Annotated in this window: 20 protein-coding genes; 13 read left to right on the top strand and 7 right to left on the bottom strand. The window is 71.8% G+C overall.

The features are described from left to right. Positions 1–109 precede the first annotated feature (109 nt). Positions 110–1,078, bottom strand: coding sequence for a 2,3,4,5-tetrahydropyridine-2,6-dicarboxylate N-succinyltransferase (dapD, locus tag AC3DE3_RS02645; protein WP_260487860.1), 969 nt, complete (start codon positions 1,076–1,078; stop codon positions 110–112). 52 nt (positions 1,079–1,130) lie between these two features. Here dapD and dapE point away from each other — a divergent pair, with 52 nt between their 5' ends. From dapE to AC3DE3_RS02605, 8 genes are all read left to right on the top strand, one after another. Then, on the top strand, positions 1,131–2,309 hold the full coding sequence (gene dapE, locus AC3DE3_RS02640) for a succinyl-diaminopimelate desuccinylase (protein ID WP_488369092.1): 1,179 nt from the start codon (positions 1,131–1,133) through the stop codon (positions 2,307–2,309). Positions 2,310–2,391: 82 nt separating this feature from the next. After that, positions 2,392–3,192 (top strand): LOG family protein, encoded by an 801-nt coding sequence (locus AC3DE3_RS02635; protein WP_488368854.1) that lies wholly within the window; start codon positions 2,392–2,394, stop codon positions 3,190–3,192. Beyond that, the gene (locus AC3DE3_RS02630) at positions 3,189–3,746 is read left to right on the top strand and encodes an LOG family protein (RefSeq protein ID WP_488368853.1); all 558 of its coding nucleotides are present in this window, start codon (positions 3,189–3,191) and stop codon (positions 3,744–3,746) included. The genes AC3DE3_RS02635 and AC3DE3_RS02630 overlap by 4 nt, the downstream gene beginning before the upstream one ends. A gap of 86 nt (positions 3,747–3,832) precedes the next feature. Then, on the top strand, positions 3,833–4,645 hold the full coding sequence (folP, locus tag AC3DE3_RS02625; RefSeq protein WP_488369091.1) for a dihydropteroate synthase: 813 nt from the start codon (positions 3,833–3,835) through the stop codon (positions 4,643–4,645). A 75-nt stretch (positions 4,646–4,720) separates the two neighbouring features. Then, positions 4,721–5,089, top strand: coding sequence for a DivIVA domain-containing protein (locus AC3DE3_RS02620; RefSeq protein ID WP_488368852.1), 369 nt, complete (start codon positions 4,721–4,723; stop codon positions 5,087–5,089). Positions 5,090–5,181: 92 nt separating this feature from the next. Continuing rightward, positions 5,182–5,349 carry a DUF3117 domain-containing protein gene (locus AC3DE3_RS02615; RefSeq protein ID WP_260487855.1) on the top strand — a complete coding sequence of 56 codons (168 nt, stop codon included), beginning with the start codon at positions 5,182–5,184 and terminating at the stop codon, positions 5,347–5,349. A 78-nt stretch (positions 5,350–5,427) separates the two neighbouring features. After that, the gene (locus AC3DE3_RS02610) at positions 5,428–6,915 is read left to right on the top strand and encodes a leucyl aminopeptidase family protein (RefSeq protein WP_488368851.1); all 1,488 of its coding nucleotides are present in this window, start codon (positions 5,428–5,430) and stop codon (positions 6,913–6,915) included. Then, positions 6,912–7,871 (top strand): putative RNA methyltransferase, encoded by a 960-nt coding sequence (locus tag AC3DE3_RS02605; protein WP_488368850.1) that lies wholly within the window; start codon positions 6,912–6,914, stop codon positions 7,869–7,871. The genes AC3DE3_RS02610 and AC3DE3_RS02605 overlap by 4 nt, the downstream gene beginning before the upstream one ends. On the opposite strand, the gene glgA is transcribed toward AC3DE3_RS02605, so the two are convergent. Continuing rightward, on the bottom strand, positions 7,860–9,026 hold the full coding sequence (gene glgA, locus AC3DE3_RS02600) for a glycogen synthase (protein ID WP_488368849.1): 1,167 nt from the start codon (positions 9,024–9,026) through the stop codon (positions 7,860–7,862). The genes AC3DE3_RS02605 and glgA overlap by 12 nt on opposite strands. A 143-nt stretch (positions 9,027–9,169) precedes the next feature. On the opposite strand from glgA, the gene glgC reads away from it, so the two are divergent. Next, entirely contained in the window at positions 9,170–10,396 is a 1,227-nt protein-coding gene (glgC, locus tag AC3DE3_RS02595; RefSeq protein ID WP_488368848.1) for a glucose-1-phosphate adenylyltransferase, read from the top strand. Positions 10,397–10,414: 18 nt separating this feature from the next. On the opposite strand, the gene AC3DE3_RS02590 is transcribed toward glgC, so the two are convergent. Further along, positions 10,415–11,023, bottom strand: a complete 609-nt coding sequence (locus AC3DE3_RS02590; protein WP_488368847.1) for an O-methyltransferase — start codon at positions 11,021–11,023, stop codon at positions 10,415–10,417. Between the two features lie 198 nt (positions 11,024–11,221). Between AC3DE3_RS02590 and sigE the strand changes: the two genes are divergently transcribed. The 4 genes from sigE (at position 11,222) to tatB (ending at position 14,484) form a co-directional block, all read left to right on the top strand. Next, positions 11,222–11,842: an RNA polymerase sigma factor SigE gene (gene sigE / locus AC3DE3_RS02585; RefSeq protein WP_260487849.1), complete on the top strand. Its 621-nt coding sequence runs from the start codon at positions 11,222–11,224 to the stop codon at positions 11,840–11,842. 137 nt (positions 11,843–11,979) lie between these two features. Further along, on the top strand, positions 11,980–12,417 hold the full coding sequence (locus AC3DE3_RS02580; RefSeq protein WP_260487848.1) for an anti-sigma factor family protein: 438 nt from the start codon (positions 11,980–11,982) through the stop codon (positions 12,415–12,417). A 10-nt stretch (positions 12,418–12,427) separates the two neighbouring features. Further along, on the top strand, positions 12,428–13,945 hold the full coding sequence (locus AC3DE3_RS02575; RefSeq protein WP_260487847.1) for a S1C family serine protease: 1,518 nt from the start codon (positions 12,428–12,430) through the stop codon (positions 13,943–13,945). Positions 13,946–14,010: 65 nt separating this feature from the next. Then, a complete protein-coding gene (tatB, locus tag AC3DE3_RS02570) occupies positions 14,011–14,484 on the top strand; it encodes a Sec-independent protein translocase protein TatB (RefSeq protein WP_260487846.1) in 474 nt (157 codons plus the stop codon). Between the two features lie 102 nt (positions 14,485–14,586). Here tatB and AC3DE3_RS02565 read toward each other — a convergent pair whose 3' ends face one another. The 4 genes from AC3DE3_RS02565 to AC3DE3_RS02550 form a co-directional block, all read right to left on the bottom strand. Further along, positions 14,587–15,726: an Mrp/NBP35 family ATP-binding protein gene (locus AC3DE3_RS02565; RefSeq protein WP_260487845.1), complete on the bottom strand. Its 1,140-nt coding sequence runs from the start codon at positions 15,724–15,726 to the stop codon at positions 14,587–14,589. 39 nt (positions 15,727–15,765) lie between these two features. After that, on the bottom strand, positions 15,766–16,914 hold the full coding sequence (locus tag AC3DE3_RS02560; protein WP_488368846.1) for a lytic transglycosylase domain-containing protein: 1,149 nt from the start codon (positions 16,912–16,914) through the stop codon (positions 15,766–15,768). A 73-nt stretch (positions 16,915–16,987) separates the two neighbouring features. Further along, positions 16,988–17,539, bottom strand: a complete 552-nt coding sequence (locus AC3DE3_RS02555; RefSeq protein WP_488368845.1) for a DUF1003 domain-containing protein — start codon at positions 17,537–17,539, stop codon at positions 16,988–16,990. Continuing rightward, positions 17,536–18,864 carry a magnesium transporter MgtE N-terminal domain-containing protein gene (locus AC3DE3_RS02550; protein WP_488368844.1) on the bottom strand — a complete coding sequence of 443 codons (1,329 nt, stop codon included), beginning with the start codon at positions 18,862–18,864 and terminating at the stop codon, positions 17,536–17,538. Before AC3DE3_RS02550 ends, AC3DE3_RS02555 begins: the two co-directional genes overlap by 4 nt. Between the last annotated feature and the right edge of the window lie 48 nt (positions 18,865–18,912).

The following is an 18,912-nucleotide window of genomic DNA, read 5'->3' as shown; positions in this document are numbered from 1 at the left end:
CGTCGCCCGGCCTCCCCATCGAAAAGGACGTTCCGCGCACCCGCCTCTCGGGCGATGTGTGCGGAACGTCCTTGTCGTTGGAGGTCGACGCCGCCGGCGAGCGTCGGGGTCAGTCGTTGGCGTGCAGGTCGGCGTTGAGCTCGACGCCCTCGCGCTTCCACGGCACCGCCTCGACGGCACCGGTCAGGGAGTTGCGGCGGAACAGCAGGTTGTCCATGCCCGAGAGCTGCCCGGCCTTGACCGGTTCCCGCTCGGCCCACGCGCCCGCGCGGACGTCGACCTTGGTGCCGGCGGTGACGTACAGTCCGGCCTCGACCACGCAGTCGTCGCCGAGGGAGATCCCCACGCCCGAGTTCGCACCGAGCAGGCAACGCTCACCGATCGAGATGGTCTCCTTGCCGCCTCCGGAGAGCGTGCCCATGATCGAGGCGCCGCCGCCGACATCGGAGTCGGTACCGACCACGACGCCCGCCGAGATGCGGCCCTCGACCATCGACGCGCCCAGCGTGCCGGCGTTGAAGTTGACGAACCCCTCGTGCATCACCGTGGTGCCCTCGGCGAGGTGGGCACCCAGGCGGACGCGGTCGGCGTCGGCGATGCGCACGCCCGACGGGACCACGTAATCCACCATGCGCGGGAACTTGTCCACGCCGTACACCGTGACCGGGCCGCGGGCGCGCAGCTTGGCACGCACCAACTCGAACCCCTGGACGGCGCACGGTCCGAAGTTGGTCCACACGACGTTGCTCAGCTTGCCGAACAGGCCGTCCATGTTCGCGTAGTGCGGTTTGATGAGGCGATGGCTGATGAGGTGGAGACGCAGGTAGGCGTCGTACGCGTCGGCCGGCGGCGCGGTGAGGTCCTCGATCTCGACCCGCACGGCCACCCTCTCGACCCCGCGGTCGGCGTCGGGGCCGGTCAGTGGCGACAGCTCTGCGGGGACCTCGTCGCCGGACAGGACCCGGTGGCCGCTGGAGGGCGCGGCGCCCAGCGCCGGCTCGGGGTACCACACGTCGAGAACGGTGTGGTCGGACGTCAGGGTGGCGATTCCGGTGGCCACGGCTCCATGTGCACTCATGGCCCCGATGCTAGCGGTCGGCCCCGACGAGCACGGGTCGCGGGCAACTAGGGTGGGGGCCGTGACAGCCGCCCTCGATCTGACCGCAGACCCGGTCCACCTCACCCGCGCACTGGTGGACATCCCCAGCCCCTCCCGCGAGGAGGACGCGATCGCCGCCGCCGTGCAGAAGGCCCTCGAAGCGACCGTCGCGGGCTTCACCGGGCCGGCCGCGGGCCGGACGGAGGTGATCCGGGACGGCAACCGGGTTCTCGCCCGGACCACCCGGGGGCTACCGACCAGGGTCGTCCTGGCCGGGCACCTCGACACCGTCCCCCTCGCCGACAACGTCCCGTGCCGGGTCACCGGCGACGGGGAGGACCTGGTCCTGCACGGATGCGGGACCGTGGACATGAAGTCCGGGGACGCGGTCTTCCTCCACCTGTTCGCGGCCCTGGCGGACTCGGAGGACCTGGCGCACGACCTCACGCTGGTGCTCTACGACTGCGAGGAGATCGAGGCCACGGCCAACGGTCTGGGCGTCCTCGAACGCACGCATCGCGACTGGCTGACGGGTGACGTGGCGATCCTCGGAGAGCCGACCGGCGGGCTCATCGAGGCCGGGTGCCAGGGGACCCTCCGGATCCGGGTCCACGCCCGCGGTGTGCGGGCGCACTCGGCACGGAGCTGGCTGGGCGACAACGCCGTGCACCGGCTCGCACCGGTTCTCGGTGCTCTCGGCGCCTACGAGGCCCGATCGGTGGACATCGACGGGTGCGTCTACCGCGAGGGACTGCAGGCGGTACGGATGGCGGCGGGGGTCGCCGGCAACACCGTCCCGGACGAGGCGTGGCTCGACGTGAACTTCCGCTCGGCACCGGATCGCGACACCGACGCCGCACTCGCGCACGCGCTCGACGCCCTGGGACTGACCGACCTCCCGCGGGTGGCGGAAGGGGAGACCCCGCCCGCCGAGCCCGGGCTGTACTGGGAGCTCACGGACCTCTCACCGGGGGCACTGCCCGGCCTCGCCGCCCCGGCCACGGCGGATCTCGTCCGTGCGGCCGGCGGGAGGGTCCGTGCCAAGTACGGGTGGACCGATGTGTCCCGTTTCGCCGCCCTCGGCATCCCCGCGGTCAATCTCGGGCCCGGTGACCCCGGGATGGCGCACAAGCGCGACGAGCACTGCCCGGCGGCACAGATCACCGAGGTCGCCCGCGTCCTGCGCACCTACCTCACCACGCGGGGCTGAGACGGACCGGGGATCGACCGCGTCCCCGGCCTTCGCCACTGCTCAGCCCCATCACCACTGCACAGAAGGAGACCCCCGGCCCATGGCCCCCAGCGACCCCGTCCACATGCGAGGCCCCGTCCTCGTCCGTCGTGAGAAGGGTGGCGGGCACACCACCACCGATCAACGACTACTGGACAAGAACCAGGACACCGACTGGCTGCACACCGACCCGTGGCGGGTGCTGCGCATCCAGAGCGAGTTCGTCAACGGCTTCGGTGCCCTGGCGGAGCTGTCGGACGCGGTGAGCGTGTTCGGATCGGCGCGCACCCGGCCCGGGGATCCCGCGTACGAGCAGGCCGTCGAGCTCGGCCGGGCGCTCGTCGAGGCCGGATACGCGGTGGTCACCGGGGGCGGTCCCGGGCAGATGGAGGCCGCCAACAAGGGCGCGTGGGAGGCCGACGGCCAGTCTGTCGGCCTCGGCATCGAGCTGCCGCAGGAGCAGGGGCTGAACCGGTGGGTCGACCTGGGGCTGCACTTTCGCTACTTCTTCATCCGCAAGACGATGTTCGTGAAGTACACGCAGGCCTTCGTCTGTACGCCGGGCGGCTTCGGAACTCTCGACGAGTTCTTCGAGGCCATCACGCTCGTGCAGACGGACAAGATCACCCGGTTCCCGATCGTCCTGCTCGGCGTGGAGTTCTGGGCTCCGCTGACGGACTGGATCCGCGGCACGTTGGCCGAGCAGGGGATGATCTCGGCGTCCGATCCGGATCTGTTCCTGCTGACCGACTCCGTGACGGAGGCGGTGGAGTACATCCGCGAGGCGCACCACCGGGCCGCGTTGTCCTCGGAGGAGCGGGAAGACCTGTACGGCGAGGAGCACCGCGGGGTGGAGCGGTGACGGCCCCGGTCCCCGGTCGGCGGGTCTGCGTGTACTGCGCCTCGTCCACCTATGACCCGGAGTTGCTGGCCATCGCCACCGAGACGGGGGATGCCATCGCCCGGCGCGGGTGGTCGCTCGTGTCGGGGGGCGGCAACGTCTCGATGATGGGTGCACTCGCCGAGGCGGCGCGCGCGGGAGGCGCCCGCACCGTCGGTGTGATCCCCGAGGGCCTGCGGGTGCGGGAGGTCGCCGACACCGCGGCCGACGACCTCGTCGTCGTCACCACCATGCGTGAACGCAAGCGGGAGATGGAGGAGCGCTCCGACGCGTTCCTCACCCTGCCCGGCGGGATCGGGACCATGGAGGAGATGTTCGAGATGTGGACGTCCGCCTCCCTGGGCTTCCACCACAAGCCGGTGGTGCTCTACGACCCCATCGGTTTCTACCGGCCGCTGCTCGACTGGGTGGGCGGTCTCGCGGAGCAGGGACTGGTCAAGCCCGAGGCGTTCGCCAGCCTGGTGGTGTGCGACGACCTCGATGCCGCCCTCGACGCCTGCGGAGGACGACGGTGAACCCTGCCGGTGCCGGTGCCGGTGCCGGTGCCGCGCCGGCGCCCACGCTGTGCGGCCGCCCGGTCCCGGTCGACCGACCCCTGGTGATGGCGATCGTCAACCGCACACCGGACTCCTTCTACGACCGCGGGGCCACGTTCACCGACACCGCGGCGATGCACAGGGTGGACGAGGTGGTGGCGGCCGGGGCGGACATCCTCGACATCGGTGGCGTCAAGGCCGGGCCGGGCGACCTCGTCGACGCGGAGGAGGAGATCCGCAGGGTGGTGCCGTTCGTGGCGGCGGTCCGCGACCGCCACCCGCACGTCCTCATCTCGGTCGACACCTGGCGCGGCGGGGTCGCCCGCCGCGCGTTGGCGGCCGGGGCGGATCTGGTCAACGACACCTGGGCGGGCCACGATCCCGGCGTCCTCTCCGCCGCCGGTGAGGCGGGCGCCGGGTTCGTGTGTTCCCACACGGGCGGCGCGGTGCCGCGGACGCGGCCGTTCCGCGTGGGGTACGCCGACGTCGTCCGCGACGTCGTCGGGGAACTCACCGCCGCCGCGGATCGGGCCCTCGCGGCGGGCGTCCCGGCGGACGGCATCCTCGTCGACCCCACCCACGATTTCGGCAAGAACACCTTCCACGGCCTCGAACTGCTGCGCCGGATGGACGAGATCGTCGCGCTCGGGCACCCCGTCCTCATGGCCCTGAGCAACAAGGACTTCATCGGCGAGACGCTGGACACCGGCGTGGACGACCGCGCGGAGGGCACCCTCGCCGCGACGTCGGTCGCCGCCTACCTGGGTGCGCGGGTGTTCCGCACCCACGACGTCCCGGGGACCATGCGCGCCCTCGAGATGGTGGCGTCCATCGTGGGGACCCGCCGACCTGCTCGGACCGTGCGCGGCCTGGCCTGAGGCGCGGCCCCGTGGTGGGCGACCCGTGTGCCAGACTTGTCCCGCAGGTCGTCACTACAGGAGGGGAGCGCACGCATGCTCACCATCGTCGTCTACGTGGTCGTCACCCTGATCGTGGCGGCGGGACTGTTCGCCCTGTCACTCGTCGTGTTCGGCCGTTCCGAGGTGCTGCCCCCCGTGGCCCGGGGTCACACGGTCACCCGTCTCCCGGAGGGCCCGCTGTCCGGCGGGGACCTGCGCGCGGTGCGTTTCGGCATGTCCGCCCGCGGATACACCATGGCCGAGGTCGACTGGGCGCTCGAGCAGGCCGCAGCCGAGATCGACCGGTTGCGCTCGCTGTCGGGAAAGGATCCCGCCCCGGGCGACGGCACCGGGGAGGGCGCCTCGCGGACGGGGATGGACGGTCGTCCCGCTACGCCGTCCGGACGCGGCCGGACGCGCTAGAATCGAGACCATCCACTCAGTAGTACCGATCGCGGGGACGTGCGCCCGTACAGAGCGCCGCCCCACGGACAAGGACGAAGGGAAACGACTCGATGGCGGCTATGAAGCCCAGGACCGGTGACGGACCGATGGAGGCGGCCAAGGAAGGCCGTGGGATCGTCATGCGCGTCCCTCTGGAGGGTGGCGGACGCCTGGTCGTCGAGCTGACCCCCGACGAGGCGAGGTCGCTCAGCGAGGAGCTGTCGCAGGCCATCTCCTGATCTCTTCGCCCCACCGATGCCGGCGCATCCGACCCTCGTGGCGGGTGCGCCGACTCATATCCCGGAAGGTCCTCCCCGATGTCCGCCGTCCCCGGTCGTCCCCTGCCCTCGGTCCGTGTCATCTCCGGTCCCGCACCCGATGGCGCCCTACCCGTTCGCACCCGGGCCCCCGAGCCCGGGCGCACGCCGCGTGGGCTCGCCGTCGAGGCGCGGGTCCGTGTGCTCGACGGGCGGCCGGTGATCGAGGTCGAACTGGAGGATTCCGCCCCGCGTTCCGGATGGGCGGGGGCGGTGGACCACGGACTGGGCTACCGGCGGGCGGGTGCCGCGGTGGCCCGGCACCTGCGCGACACGCGGGCGAGCGGTCCGGCGACCGTCGCCGTGCCCGGTGCGGTGCCGGCCGCCCGGGTGGGTGACCTGGTCCTGGGGTACCTGGTGGGCGCGCGGGGCCAGGATGTCTTCGCCGCGGACCCCGCTCCGGTCGTCCCCGACCTTGTCGTGGAGGTCGCACCCGGGTCGGGAGACGGCAACGACAACGACGACGACGACAAGGGGATCGTCTCCCGTGCGGTGGCAGCGGCCGAGGAGGCCGCCCGGGCCACCGCGATGGCCCGCGATCTCGCCGGGGCCCCCTCGGATCTGAAGACGCCGGGGTGGCTGGTGGCCCGGATGGCCGAGGCACTGGGCGCGGCGGGGATGCGCACCGAGGTCATCGAGGGGGACGGGCTCGTCTCCGGCGGGTTCGGTGGCGTGCTCGCGGTGGGCGGGGGCTCCGCGGCCGAACCGCACGTCCTCGTGGCCCGCCGACCCGGTTCCGGCCCGCGGGTGCTGCTGGTGGGCAAGGGCGTCACCTTCGACACCGGGGGGATCTCGGTCAAGCCCGCCGACGGGATGCATCTCATGCGTACGGACATGGCGGGGTCGGCGGCGGTCGTGGCGGCGGCCGCGGCGTTCTGCGCTGACGCCTCGCCCCGGTACGCGGAACTCGATCTGACCGTGGTGGTGCCGTCGGCCGAGAACATGCTGTCCGGTTCCGCCTACCGGCCGGGTGACGTCGTCACCCACGTGGGTGGCACCACCTCGGAGGTCACCAACACCGACGCGGAGGGACGGATGGTCCTCGCGGACGCGCTCGCCCACGGCGTCGCGGAATGCGATCCGGAGGTCGTGGTGGACGTGGCCACCCTCACCGGGGCGATGAAGGTGGCGCTGGGGATGCGCACAGGTGCGGTGATGGCGAACGACGACGACCTGGCCGACCGTGTCGCCGCGGCGGGGGCCGTGGCGGGGGAGCGCTGGTGGCGGCTGCCGCTCCCCGCCGACCTGCGGTCGGCGGTCCGGTCCGACGTCGCCGACCGGCGCCAGGCGCCCAAGGGCCCGGGGGCGATCACCGCCGCGCTGTTCCTCGAGGGCTTCGTCGACGGGCGGCCCTGGGCGCACCTCGACATCGCCGGACCGGCGCGCTCGCCCGAGGAGATCGACGAGGTCGGCCCCGTGGCCACCGGGTTCGCGACCCGCACGCTGGTGGCGCTGCTCCGCGACCTCGCGGACCGGCCACGCCGGTGACCGGAGGACCGACGGGGTCCGTGCCGGGCGGCCCGCTGGCACTCGACCGGGCCGTCCCGCTGTTGCGGTGCCCGGCCTGTGGCCGGGCCATGCGCGCCGCCGACCGCGCGATGGTGTGCGATGAGGGGCACTCGTTCGACCGGGCCCGGCAGGGCCACCTCAGTCTCTTCGGTCCCCGCGGTCGCCGGTTTCCCGGCGACGGTCCGGACCAGGTGGCGGCGCGCGACCGTGTCCTCGGATCGGGGCTGTTCGACCCCCTCGCCGCGACCCTCGGCGACGTCGCCCGGCACGGACTCGGGCGCGGGGCCGTCGCGCGCGCGGCCCACGACCTTTCCACCGCTCCCATCGGTCCGGTGGTGCTCGAGGCCGGAGCCGGCACCGGTTTCTACCTCGCCGCGGTCGTGGACGCCGTGGCCGGGACCGGGCCCGGATCGGGGGTGCTCGGGATCGGCACGGAGATCTCGACCGCGGCGGCGCGGCGGCTCGCCCGGGTCCACGACGACGTGGCGGCCCTGGTGTCGGACACGTGGGACGGGCTCCCCGTCGTGGACGACTGCGTCGATCTGCTGCAGGTGGTGTTCGCCCCCCGCAACACCGCGGAGTTCGCCCGGGTCCTCAGGCCGGGAGGGACGTTGGTCGTCGCCGTCCCGGGGCCGGGGCACCTCGAGCCCCTGCGCTCCGCCGGGGGCATGCTCGCACCGGCAGCCGACAAGGGCGAGCGTCTGGATGCCGACCTGTCCGGTGACTTCGAGCCGGGTGTGGTGCACACCGTCGACGTGGACACGGAGGTCCCCGCGCCCGTGGCGGTCGACCTGGCGCTCATGGGGCCGAGCGGTGTGCACCTGGACCGGGCGCGATTGGTGGACCGTCTCGGGACGCAGGACCGGCCCGTCCGGCTGCACGTCGAGGTGCGGACCTACCGTCTGCGACCCGCCGGGGGATCGCTACAGCAGTGAGGCGTACATCCGGTGGGTCTGCTCCGCGATCGCCTGCCACGAGAACCGGGTCCCGGCCCGCTCCTTGCCCGCCCGACCCATCCGGGCGGCCTTGTCCGGATCCGCCACCAGCTCGTTGACCGCGGCGGCGAGGTCGGCTTCGAACGCCCCGGTCGCGGATTCGTCGTAGTGCACGAGGGTGCCCGTCTCGCCGTCGACCACGACCTCCGGGATCCCACCGACATCAGACGCCACGACGGCGGTGTCGCACGCCATGGCCTCCAGGTTGACGATCCCCAGCGGCTCGTAGACCGACGGGCAGGCGAAGACCGTCGCCGCGGAGAGGATCTCGATGACCTCTTCGCGGGGAAGCATGTCACGCAACCAGAACACCCCGTCGCGGGTGGACTGCAGGTCGGCGACCAGCCCCTCCATCTCGGCGGCGATCTCGGGGGTGTCCGGCGCGCCCGCGCAGAGCACCAGCTGCGCGTCCGGGTGGAAGTCGCGCGCGGCACGCACGAGGTGCGGTACCCCCTTCTGACGGGTGATCCGGCCGACGAACGCCACGATCGGGCGGTCGGGGTCGACGCCGTGCCTGCGCAGGACGGACTCCTCGCCGGTGAAGGTTTCGACGGGTGACCACACGGAGGTGTCGATGCCGTTGAGGATGACGTGGATCCGGTCCGGTTCGACCTCCGGGTAGACGCGCAGGATCTCGTCCTTCATCCGGGCGCTCACCGCGACCACCGCGTCGGCGCCCGCGAAGGCGTTGCGTTCCGACCACGACGAGACGCGGTATCCGCCGCCGAGCTGCTCGGCCTTCCACGGCCGGCTGGGTTCCAGTGAGTGAGCGGACACGACGTGCGGGATGCCGTAGAGCTGCCCCGCGAGGTGCCCGGCGAGGCCCGTGTACCAGGTGTGGGAGTGGACGAGGTCGGCGCCCTCGGCCGCGACGCTCATGCGCAGCCCGGCCGAGAGGGTCTTGATCGCGGGGTTGGCGTCCGCACCCAACTCGGGATCCGGCCGGAAGGCGCGGGCGGTGTCCCGGTCCGCCCCCATGCACAGCACGTCCACCTCGCACAGTGGCCGCAGATTCGCCACCAGTTCGGTCACGTGCACGCCTGCCCCGCCGTAGACCTCCGGCGGGTACTCCCTCGTCATCATCGCTACTCGCACACCGGCCAAGGTAGTCCCTCGGGCCCCCGCCCGAGGCGTGCCCGGCGAACACCGCCCGACCGCGGGGTTACGGTTCGGTACTGGGCGGGGGCAAACCCCACGATGACCGGTCCGGGTGAGGGCGGAGTCGATACGGTGGGGGCGTGAGGAATCAGCCGCACGTCCTAGCAATCGTCCTCGCCGGTGGCGAGGGCAAGCGACTCTTCCCGCTCACGGCGGATCGCGCGAAACCCGCGGTGCCGTTCGGGGGGTCCTACCGCCTCATCGACTTCGTCCTGAGCAACCTCGTCAACGCGGGGTTCATGCAGATCTGCGTCCTCACCCAGTACAAGTCCCACTCGCTCGACCGCCACATCGCGCAGGTCTGGCACATGCGGGGGATGGGCGGCGAGTACGTCGCGCCGGTGCCCGCCCAGCAACGACTCGGGCCCCGCTGGTACACCGGGTCGGCCGACGCCATCCTGCAGTCGCTCAACCTGGTCTACGACGAGAAGCCGGACCACATCGTCGTGTTCGGCGCGGACCACGTGTACCGGATGGACCCCAGGCAGATGCTGGACCACCACATCTCCACCGGCGCCGCCGTGACCGTCGCCGGGATCCGGGTGCCGCGTAGCGAGGCGTTCGCGTTCGGGTGCATCGACGCGGGGGATGACGACCTCATCCGTGGTTGGGTCGAGAAGCCCTCGGACCCCCCGGGGACGCCGGACGATCCGGACGCGACCTTCGCCTCCATGGGCAACTACATCTTCACGACCGAGGCGCTCATCGAGGCACTCAAGGCGGACGCGGAGAAGCCCGACTCCACCCACGACATGGGCGGCGACATCATCCCGGCACTCGTGGAGCAGGAACGTGCCTACGTGTACGACTTCGCCCTGAACAACGTGCCGGGGGAGACCGAGCGCGATGCCGGTTACTGGCGTGACGTGGGCACCATCGACGCGTTCTACGACGCCCACATGGACCTGGTGTCCGTGCACCCTGTGTTCAACCTCTACAACTCCCTGTGGCCCATCCGGACCCAGCAGGACAACCTGCCGCCGGCGAAGTTCGTCAACGGCGGCATGTCGCAGGAGTCGATGGTCGGCTCGGGGACGATCGTCTCCGCCGCCACCGTCCGCAATTCGGTGCTGTCGAACAACGTCATCGTCGAGGACGGTGCGGTCGTCGAGGGCAGCGTCCTCATGCCGGGCGTACGCATCGGACGCGGAGCCGTGGTCCGCAGGGCGATCGTCGACAAGAACTGCCACATCGGCGACGGCGACCTGATCGGGGTGGATCGCGAACGCGACCTCAGCCGGTTCCCGGTGAGTGCGGGCGGTGTGGTGAGCGTCGCGAAGAACACCTCCACCTCGCTGCCGGGGTGATCCCCGACCGCGGACCGGTCAGAGGGTGACCACGGTCAGTCCGGCCCCCACCGGCAGCACCGTGACGTGCGCGCTCTCCGGGAGATCCGCGGACTCCGGCAGCGGGGCGTGCTCACCGATGAGGACCAGTGCGCCGCCGACCCGCAGCAGTTGGTGGGATCGCGAGATCACGCGCGGCACCGAGTGCGCGGGCACGTCCGCGACCACGAGGTCGTAGGCGCCGTCGGCGAGTTTGTCCGCCACCTCGAGCGGCCGGGCGGCGATGTAGCGCGCCGACGAGGCGGGATGCCCGGCGCCGCGGACGGCCGACCGCGCCGCGTCGAGATGATGCGGATCGTCGGTGATGCAGGTGACCACGGCTCCGGAACCGGGCCCGGCCGCCGCGAGGATGGCCAGCGCGGGGACCCCGGGCGCGGGGGTGATGCACACGGCGGCGCGCGCGCCGGTCAGCCGGGCGACCAGGCGGATGGCATCCGCGGTCAGGGCATCCGGCGAGGCGGCGCCCAGCTCGTCGGCCTCGGCCCGTGCGGAGGCGTACAGGGAGTCGTCGACGAGGGCGGCGCTACGCTGCGCCACCCCGTCGAGCCCGGGGCGATCGGTGGCGGGGACGTCAGAGGAATCGGACACCTGAGCAGCGTATCGCCGTCCGGCGAGCGAACGGTGACCAACGCGCGGTGATCTGATCGGTATCAGACTCTCAGGGGTATCTCAGTACGCGTATACCGTGAGGACAGGCCGATGGGGGAAGGTGGGGAAGGTCGCGCCACGAGGGTGCGGCTCACCACCGCGCGGGCTCCGGCCCGTGCCGGAAGGCGGCGGCAGCGTATGTACTCACGAACCGTGCACGGTACGGCGACCGCTCCGGACAACCGCGACGAGTCGGTCGGGACCGCGCGTTTCGACGCCACCGGCGACGCTGCGGACATGCCGTCCTGGTCACAGCTCGTCGCGCAGCACGGCGATCGCGTCTACCGCCTGGCCTACCGTCTCTGCGGGAACGCCCACGACGCCGAGGACATCACGCAGGAGGCGTTCATCAGGGTGTTCCGCTCCCTGGACCGCTACAAGCCGGGAACCTTCGAGGGCTGGATGCACCGCATCGTCACCAACCTCTTCCTCGACTCCGCGCGTCGGCGCGGGCGCATCCGCTTCGAGGCCCTCCCCGAGGACGCCGAGCGGGTGCCCGGCCGCGAACGCAGTCCGGAGCAGGTGCTGTCGGAGGAGACGTTCGACCCCGTCCTGCAGACCGCGCTCGCCAACCTGTCCCCGGAGTTCCGCGCGGCCGTCGTGCTCAGCGATATCGAAGACCTCAGTTACGAGGAGGTCGGCCGGATCCTGGGTGTCAAGATGGGCACCGTCCGGAGCCGGATCCACCGGGGCCGCGCCGCGTTGCGGGCCGAGCTCGAGGCCGCCGGGGTGACCGGCGCGCATCAGCGCATCGACTGACCCCTCGGGCGACCGGTGCCGGACGCGGGGCGCCCGGCGACCGGCCGCAGGGGTGGGAACCTCGTGGGTGCGTCGGACGTTGACACCGTGACGGGGTTCGAGACGAGCCCGCGTGATGACCGGAGAAGGGGAGGGGCGTGGACAGACACCTCCACGGACGCGGACCCGTACCCGGCCCGGAGTTCACGTTGTCCCACGACTCGGCGCGGGAAGTGGTCGACAGGACCGGACCACCACGTCCCAGGGAGAGCTTCCTGTCCACCGACCACCTGTCGACCGAAGCCGCCGCGGCCTACGTCGACGGTCGGCTCCCGAACGCCGGGCAGGCGCGCGCGGACGCCCACCTCGCACGGTGCGGGCACTGTCGTCGGGAAGTGGAGGACCAGCGCGAGGCACGCCGTGCCCTGCGCAGCTCCGGCCCCATCCGGATGCCCCGGGAGCTGGTCGAGCGGCTCCGGTCCCTCGAGGACTCGCCCCGGCCCTCGCCCGGGACCGAACCCGGTCCGCTGGCGGATTCCCACCCCGGGCAGGGCTGGGTGAGGCTGCTGCGCCGGTTGTGGCACCGCGGCCACTAGGGTGGGCCGGGTGGAGGACGAGACAGGCGTGCCCGGGCACGCGGCGCGCGAGGGCGACCCCGACCGTCCCCTGCGCGAGCCCGCTCCGATCCGGCGGCCGGTCGTGGACGAGAACGACGTCGCCCTGTTCTCCCGACCCGACGGGGTCACGGGAGGGTTCGATCGGTCCCGTACCGCCGGCCCCGGTGACGACGGGCAATCCCTCGACCGGGTCGCGGACCCCGTGCTGGCACAGGCCTTCGCTCCCGCCCCGGGCGCTGCACGGGGCATCGAGCGCCATCCGACCTGGCAGGACGACCCGGACGCGCCTCAGCCGCCCCCTCCGGATCCTTGGCGTGACCCCCACGCCGCGGTCGGCTACGGTGCGCCCGCGGTCCGCGCCGCGCCGGATCCCGAGCCCGTCGACCTGTCCGGCGCGGACGAGGCCCCGCCTCCCAGGCTGTCGCTGACCGAGGCCCTGTTCGATCGTCGGCTGAGCAGACAGGCCCTGGCCGGGGTCGTCGCGGCCGTCGCCGTCGTCGCCCTGACCGGCGGTGCCATCGGCGCCGTCGTGGCCGACTCCGCGCGGGTCCTCACCACCTCCACCGTCCGGATCGCCGATGCCCCGGAGAACGTGCTGGACGGCGACAACCCGGTCGGCGAGATCGCCCAGCGGGTCCAACCGGCGGTCGTCAACATCCAGGTGTCCACCCCGTCGGCCCGGGGTGAGGGGTCGGGGATCGTCATCGACCCGCAGGGCTACATCGTCACGAACAACCACGTCGTCACGATGGACGGGGCCGCCGACCGCGCGGACATCGACGTCATCTTCCCCGACGGCTCGAGGGTCTCGGCGGAGATGGTCGGACGGGACCCCGCCACCGACCTCGCCGTCCTCAAGGTGGAGGACGTCCAGAACCTCACCGTGGCGACCCTGGGGGACTCGGACGACGTCGAGGTGGGGGAGCAGGTCATCGCAATCGGCTCGCCGCTCGGGCTCGCGCGAACGGTCACCGAGGGCATCGTCTCGGCGACCAGGCGGCCGATCGCACTCGGCGAGTCCACCTCCGACGGGGACGTGGTGATCGACGCGATCCAGACCGATGCCGCCATCAACCCCGGCAACTCCGGCGGACCGCTGATCGACGGAACCGGTGCGGTGATCGGCATCAACACCTCCATATTCACCCAGTCCGGTGGCTCCATCGGTCTCGGATTCGCCATCCCCGTCAACGACGTCCGCGACATCGCGACGTCACTGATGACCGAGGGCTCGGTCCGGCATGCCACCATCGGCGTCAACGCCCGCAAGGCCGACAACGGGGCGGTGGAGGGCGCGGAGATCGTCAACGTGCGCGAGGGGTCGCCGGCCGAGGAGGGCGGCGTCCGCGAGGGCGATGTCGTGACCCGGGTCGGTGACCGGAGGGTGCGGTCCTCGGACGAGCTCGTGGTGGCCGTTCGTCGTGCCGGTGCGGACGTCGACGTCCCGGTCGAGGTCATCCGTGCCGGCACGCGGGTCGAACTCACCGTGCGTCCGGTGCTGGGCTGACCCGGGGGGTGGCCCCGACCGGATCGGACTCCCGGCGGTGAGCCCGGCAACGTATCCTTGCAGCGATGTTCACAAACGTGGGGTGGTCCGAGCTCCTGGTGCTCGGGGTCGTGGCGCTGGTCGTGCTGGGACCCGAGCGCCTACCCGAGGCCGCCCGGTGGCTGGCGTCGGCGATCCGCAAGGTCCGTGAGTTCGCCAGCAGTGCCCAGCAGCAGCTCAGGGACGACTACGGCACGGAGTTCGACGAGTTCCGCGAGCCCCTCAAGCAGCTCAACGACCTGCGGGGACTGAGCCCTCGCGCGATGGTCACCAAGCACCTGCTCGACGGGGACGATTCCCTGTTCTCCGGGGACTTCGGGGCCGCGGCCCCGGCGGGGGGCGCCGCGGGCGCCGCCGGCGGGTCGGTGGCCGCCTCGGGGACGCCGTCCGCCGACCGTCGCCGGACGACCGCACCGCTCCCGGGCGGCGTCGAGCCGTTCCACGACCCCACCTCGTCGACGCCCTCCTCCGGTCCCGTATGGGACAGCGACGCCACCTAGGTCGACCCACGGCGAGGCCGTGTCCAGGCTGGCACCGGCGGCTGGCCGGATCGGCGGAGGCGCCGGTGGGAACGGCCGGAGGTCGAGCCCCGGCAGCCCCCGTCAGAGGTGACGGGTGGTGTCGATCCCGAGGTTCATGCCGGCCAGGCCCCGGGGGCGCACGGCCAGGCCGTCCGCGATCTCGCGATACGCGCGACCGGACGGGGAATCCGGCTCCGCGAGCACGATCGGGGTGCCCTCGTCCCCGTGTTCGCGAACGGCCTGCTCCAGCGGGATCTGCCCCAGCAGCGCGACGGGTGCACCGACGGAACGGGACAGGTTCGCCGCCACCTCCGCGCCGCCCCCCGAGCCGAACACGTCCATCCGCGTGCCGTCCGGAAGTTCGAGCCACGACATGTTCTCGATGACGCCGGCGATGCGCTGACGGGTCTGCAGCGCGATCGATCCGGCCCGCTCGGCCACCTCCGCGGCGGCCTGCTGGGGCGTGGTGACCACGAGGATCTCGGCGGACGGGATGAGCTGGGCGATCGAGATCGCCACGTCGCCGGTGCCCGGGGGCAGGTCCATGAGCAGGACGTCGAGGTCGCCCCAGTACACGTCGGCGAGGAACTGCTGGAGGGCCCGGTGCAGCATCGGCCCGCGCCACACCACCGGGGTGTTGCCCTTGGTGAACTGTGCGATCGAGATGACCTTCACCTCGTGCGCGACCGGCGGCAGGATCATCTGTTCGACCTGCGTCGGACGTGCATCGGTGCCCAGCATCCGCGGGATGGAGTGTCCGTAGATGTCGGCGTCCAGGACGCCCACGGACAGCCCACGTGACGCCAGCGCGGTGGCGAGGTTGACCGTCGCGGTGGACTTGCCCACCCCGCCCTTGCCCGAGGCGACCGCGTAGACACGGGTCAGGTTGCCGGGCTGCGCGAACGGGATGACGGGCTCGGCGGCGTCCCCGCGCAGATGCTTGCGGAGCTCGGTACGCTGCTCGTCGCTCATCACGTCGAGCTCGACGGTGACCTCACCCACGCCTGCCACGTCGGACACGGCTGAGCGGACGCGGTCGGTGATGGTGTCCCGCATCGGGCAGGTGGCGACGGTCAGATAGATGCCGATGTCGACCCGGCCGGTGGCGGGGTCCACCTCGACGCCCTTGACCATGCCGAGCTCCGTGAGCGGCTTGCGGATCTCGGGGTCATCGACCTTCGCCAGTGCGGCGCGGATCAGTTCTTCGCTGGGTGCACTCATGATGTCCCGAGTCTAGGCGTAGCGGCACCCGGTGACGATTCAGGCAGGGGGCGGCGGCACGCAGAACGGAGGGATACACGGCAACTGGATCACGGGCAGGCCCATCGGGGCGGGTGCCGGGGACGCAGCCGGAGAGGTCGCCTGCACTTCGGGCGCGGGCGTCGGTGACGCGCTGGGTGTCGGTGGGGCGCTGGGTGTCGGTGGGGCGGGTGGGGCGGGTGGGCGTCGGACCTCCGAGCACCCGGGGACCGGGGCCTCGGGCTCGCCCGGCGCGACGGACTCCGGTGCCGCGGTGGGCTCGCCCTCCCATCCGTCCGGGCACCGCTCGGGTGGCGTCGGGGGTTCGATGGTGGGTTCGGGCTGGTGGATCTCCGGCAGGTCCGATGGCAGCGGGAACGCGTTGACCGCGTAACCGTGAGCCCAGGCGTTCACGTTGGCGACGTAGGCCAGGGAGTTGTTGTACGCGAGGACCGCCCTGGTGCGGGCCGCGGGGTCCGCCATCGACCCACCCTGCCCGCACAGGAGGGTGGCGGCCGCCAACGCACCGTCGTAGATGTTGTTCGGATCGGCCACCCCGTCGTCATTCCCGTCGCGGCCGAGACCGGCCCAGGTCGACGGGATGAACTGCACCGGACCGACCGCGCGGTCGAATTCCCGGTCGCCGTCGAAGCGGCCACCGTCCGTGTCGGTGATGACGGCGGTACCCGGGAGACTCCCGTCGAGGCGGGGGCCGAGAATCCGCCCGATGGTGTTGCCGTGGACATCGAACCGACCACGGCCCTGGTTGGACTCGACCTGTCCGATCCCGGCCAGGAGCGTCCAGTCCATCTCACAAGCGGGCTTCTCCGTGTTGAGACGGTCGGTTGCCCGGTGGAAGGCGTCGAGGGCGATCCCGGGGATGCCCAGTGGACCGTCCGGGACGGACGCCGGCTCGATGTGGGCGGCGCCGGGATCCTCCGGTGCGGGGGACTCCTTCTCCGGGGACGGCCCGGTGGTGAGGGAGGTGGGAGGAGCCTCGGTGACCGTCGGCGTACTGGGCGAGGATTCCGCCAGCGGGGTGATCTCCGGTGGAGCGGGACGGCTGGTGTCCACGCTCAGTCCGACGGCCGAGAGCACGGCGATCGCGCTCGCGGTGACGGCGGCACTGGTCAGAACCCGGCGATCGGCTTTGTGCGCGAAATGGCGCAAGACTTCCCCCTACGACTTCCCGGTCTGCGCAGCGGCCGTGCTGCGCCCCCACGACGTTCCGTCCCGGCCGAGGCTACCCCCGACCCTTCCCATCTGAATCGGTTTTACTGTGATCGGCGTTACTCGAACCCGGGTCGAATGCGGCGAGGAGGGTCTCGATCCGTTCGACGGAGTCACGGAGGTCATCGAGTTCGCGACGCAGGTAGTCGCGGGTGACCGTCTCGCCCACGGACAGCCGGACCGACGCCAGTTCGCGGGCGAGGAACTCCGTGTCCGCCTTGGTCTGCGTGGCGCGGAGGCGGTCCTCCCTGACGGACTCCTTGTCGCGGTCCTCCTGGCGGTTCTGCGCGAGCAGGATGAGCGGGGCGGCGTACGCGGCCTGGGTGGAGAACGCGAGGTTGAGCAGGATGAAGGGGTAGGGGTCGAAGCGTAGGGCGACCACCGCGACGTTGATGATGATCCAGACGATCACGATGATCGTCTGGATGAGCAGGTAGGTGCCCGTACCGAAGAACCGTGCGACGGCCTCGCTGTAGCGCCCGACCGCATCGGAGTCGAAGCTGATCCGCGGTCGGCGCGAGGTCATCGGCATCGAGAGTGATGACCGGGTGGTGGGTTCGCTCATCCGGTCGTCTCCCTGTCGTCGTGCAGGTCCAGATCCCGCCAGTCGTCGGGCAGGACGTGGTCCAACAGGTCATCGACCGCCACCGCCCCGAGCAGGTGCCCCTCGTCGTCGACGACCGGACCGCACACCAGGTTGTAGGTGGCGAAGAACCTGGTCACGGAATCCACCGAGTCCGAGGGCCGCAGCGTAGACAGGCTGGTGTCCACGGTCTCGGCCACCATGGTCGACGGCAACTCCCTCAGCAGCGCCTGGATGTGCACGCACCCGAGGTACTTTCCCGTCGGTGTCGCCGTGGGGGGTCGCACGACAAAGACGAGGCTCGCCAGAGCCGGGCTGAGATCGGGATTGCGGCAGTGGGCCAGGGCCTCGGCGACCGTCGTCTGCGGCGACAGGATGATCGGCTCGGGGGTCATGAGCCCACCCGCGGTGTCCGCGTCGAACGAGAGCAGGCGCCGGACCGGAGCCGAGTCCTCGGGGTTCATGCGTTCCAGGAACGACTCCGCGTCCTTCTCCGGCAATTCGCCGAGCAGGTCCGCCACGTCGTCGGGATCCATCGCCTCGAGCACGTCCGCGGCCCGCTCCAGTTCGAGTCGCGTGACGATCTCGGTCTGCTCGTCGTGGGGCAACTCCTGGAGGATGTCGGCGAGTCGTTCGTCGTCCAGGGTCCGGGCGACCTCGAGGCGGCGGACCTCGGGAAGGTTGCGCAGCGCGTGGGCGACGTCGGCCGGGCGGAGGTCGGCGTACCGCTCCACCAGGCTCTCGGCGCTGTGCTCGGGCGTGCCGATGGCGTCGTCGTCGAGGCCTCGGATCCGGCTCCACGGGTGGATCGACACCTCCCCGCGTCGGCCCAGGGAGGCGCGCCCGCGACGTGCCCGTACCGCGATCCGGGACACGAGCCAGTCCCGCGAGCGCTGGCGCTCGATCTCCACGTCGACCACCTGGAAGCGCGCGTCCTTCTGGTCGCGGCTCTTCTGGGCGCCGCCCGACTGGTCGGAACCGACCTGGTCCCGCTCGACGCCGATCACGGAGTCCACCAGTGCGCCCAGCACCAGGTTCTCTCCGGGGCGGGACTGGAACCGGTGCAGATTGATGGTGCCCGAGACCAGGGAGACCGAACGGGGGTCGATCGAGACGACCCTGAGCATCGGGACGAAGATCCTGCGCCGCGTGGGCAGCTCGACCACCAGACCGATGACCCGGGGGGGCTTGTGCCGGGACCGCATCGTCACCACGACATCCCGGATCCGTCCGATGTCGTCCCCGTCAGGGCCGATCACCGGCAGTCCGGCTAGCCTGGCGACGAAGGCCTTGTTGAGGTTCGCCATGACGACCAGGCTAGTCACCGGCGGGCTGCGCCCGCCCGCCATACCGGA

The organism is Dietzia sp. IBK-p2-16D (assembly GCF_057773085.1).
This window is presented reverse-complemented; position numbering and strand designations above follow the sequence as displayed.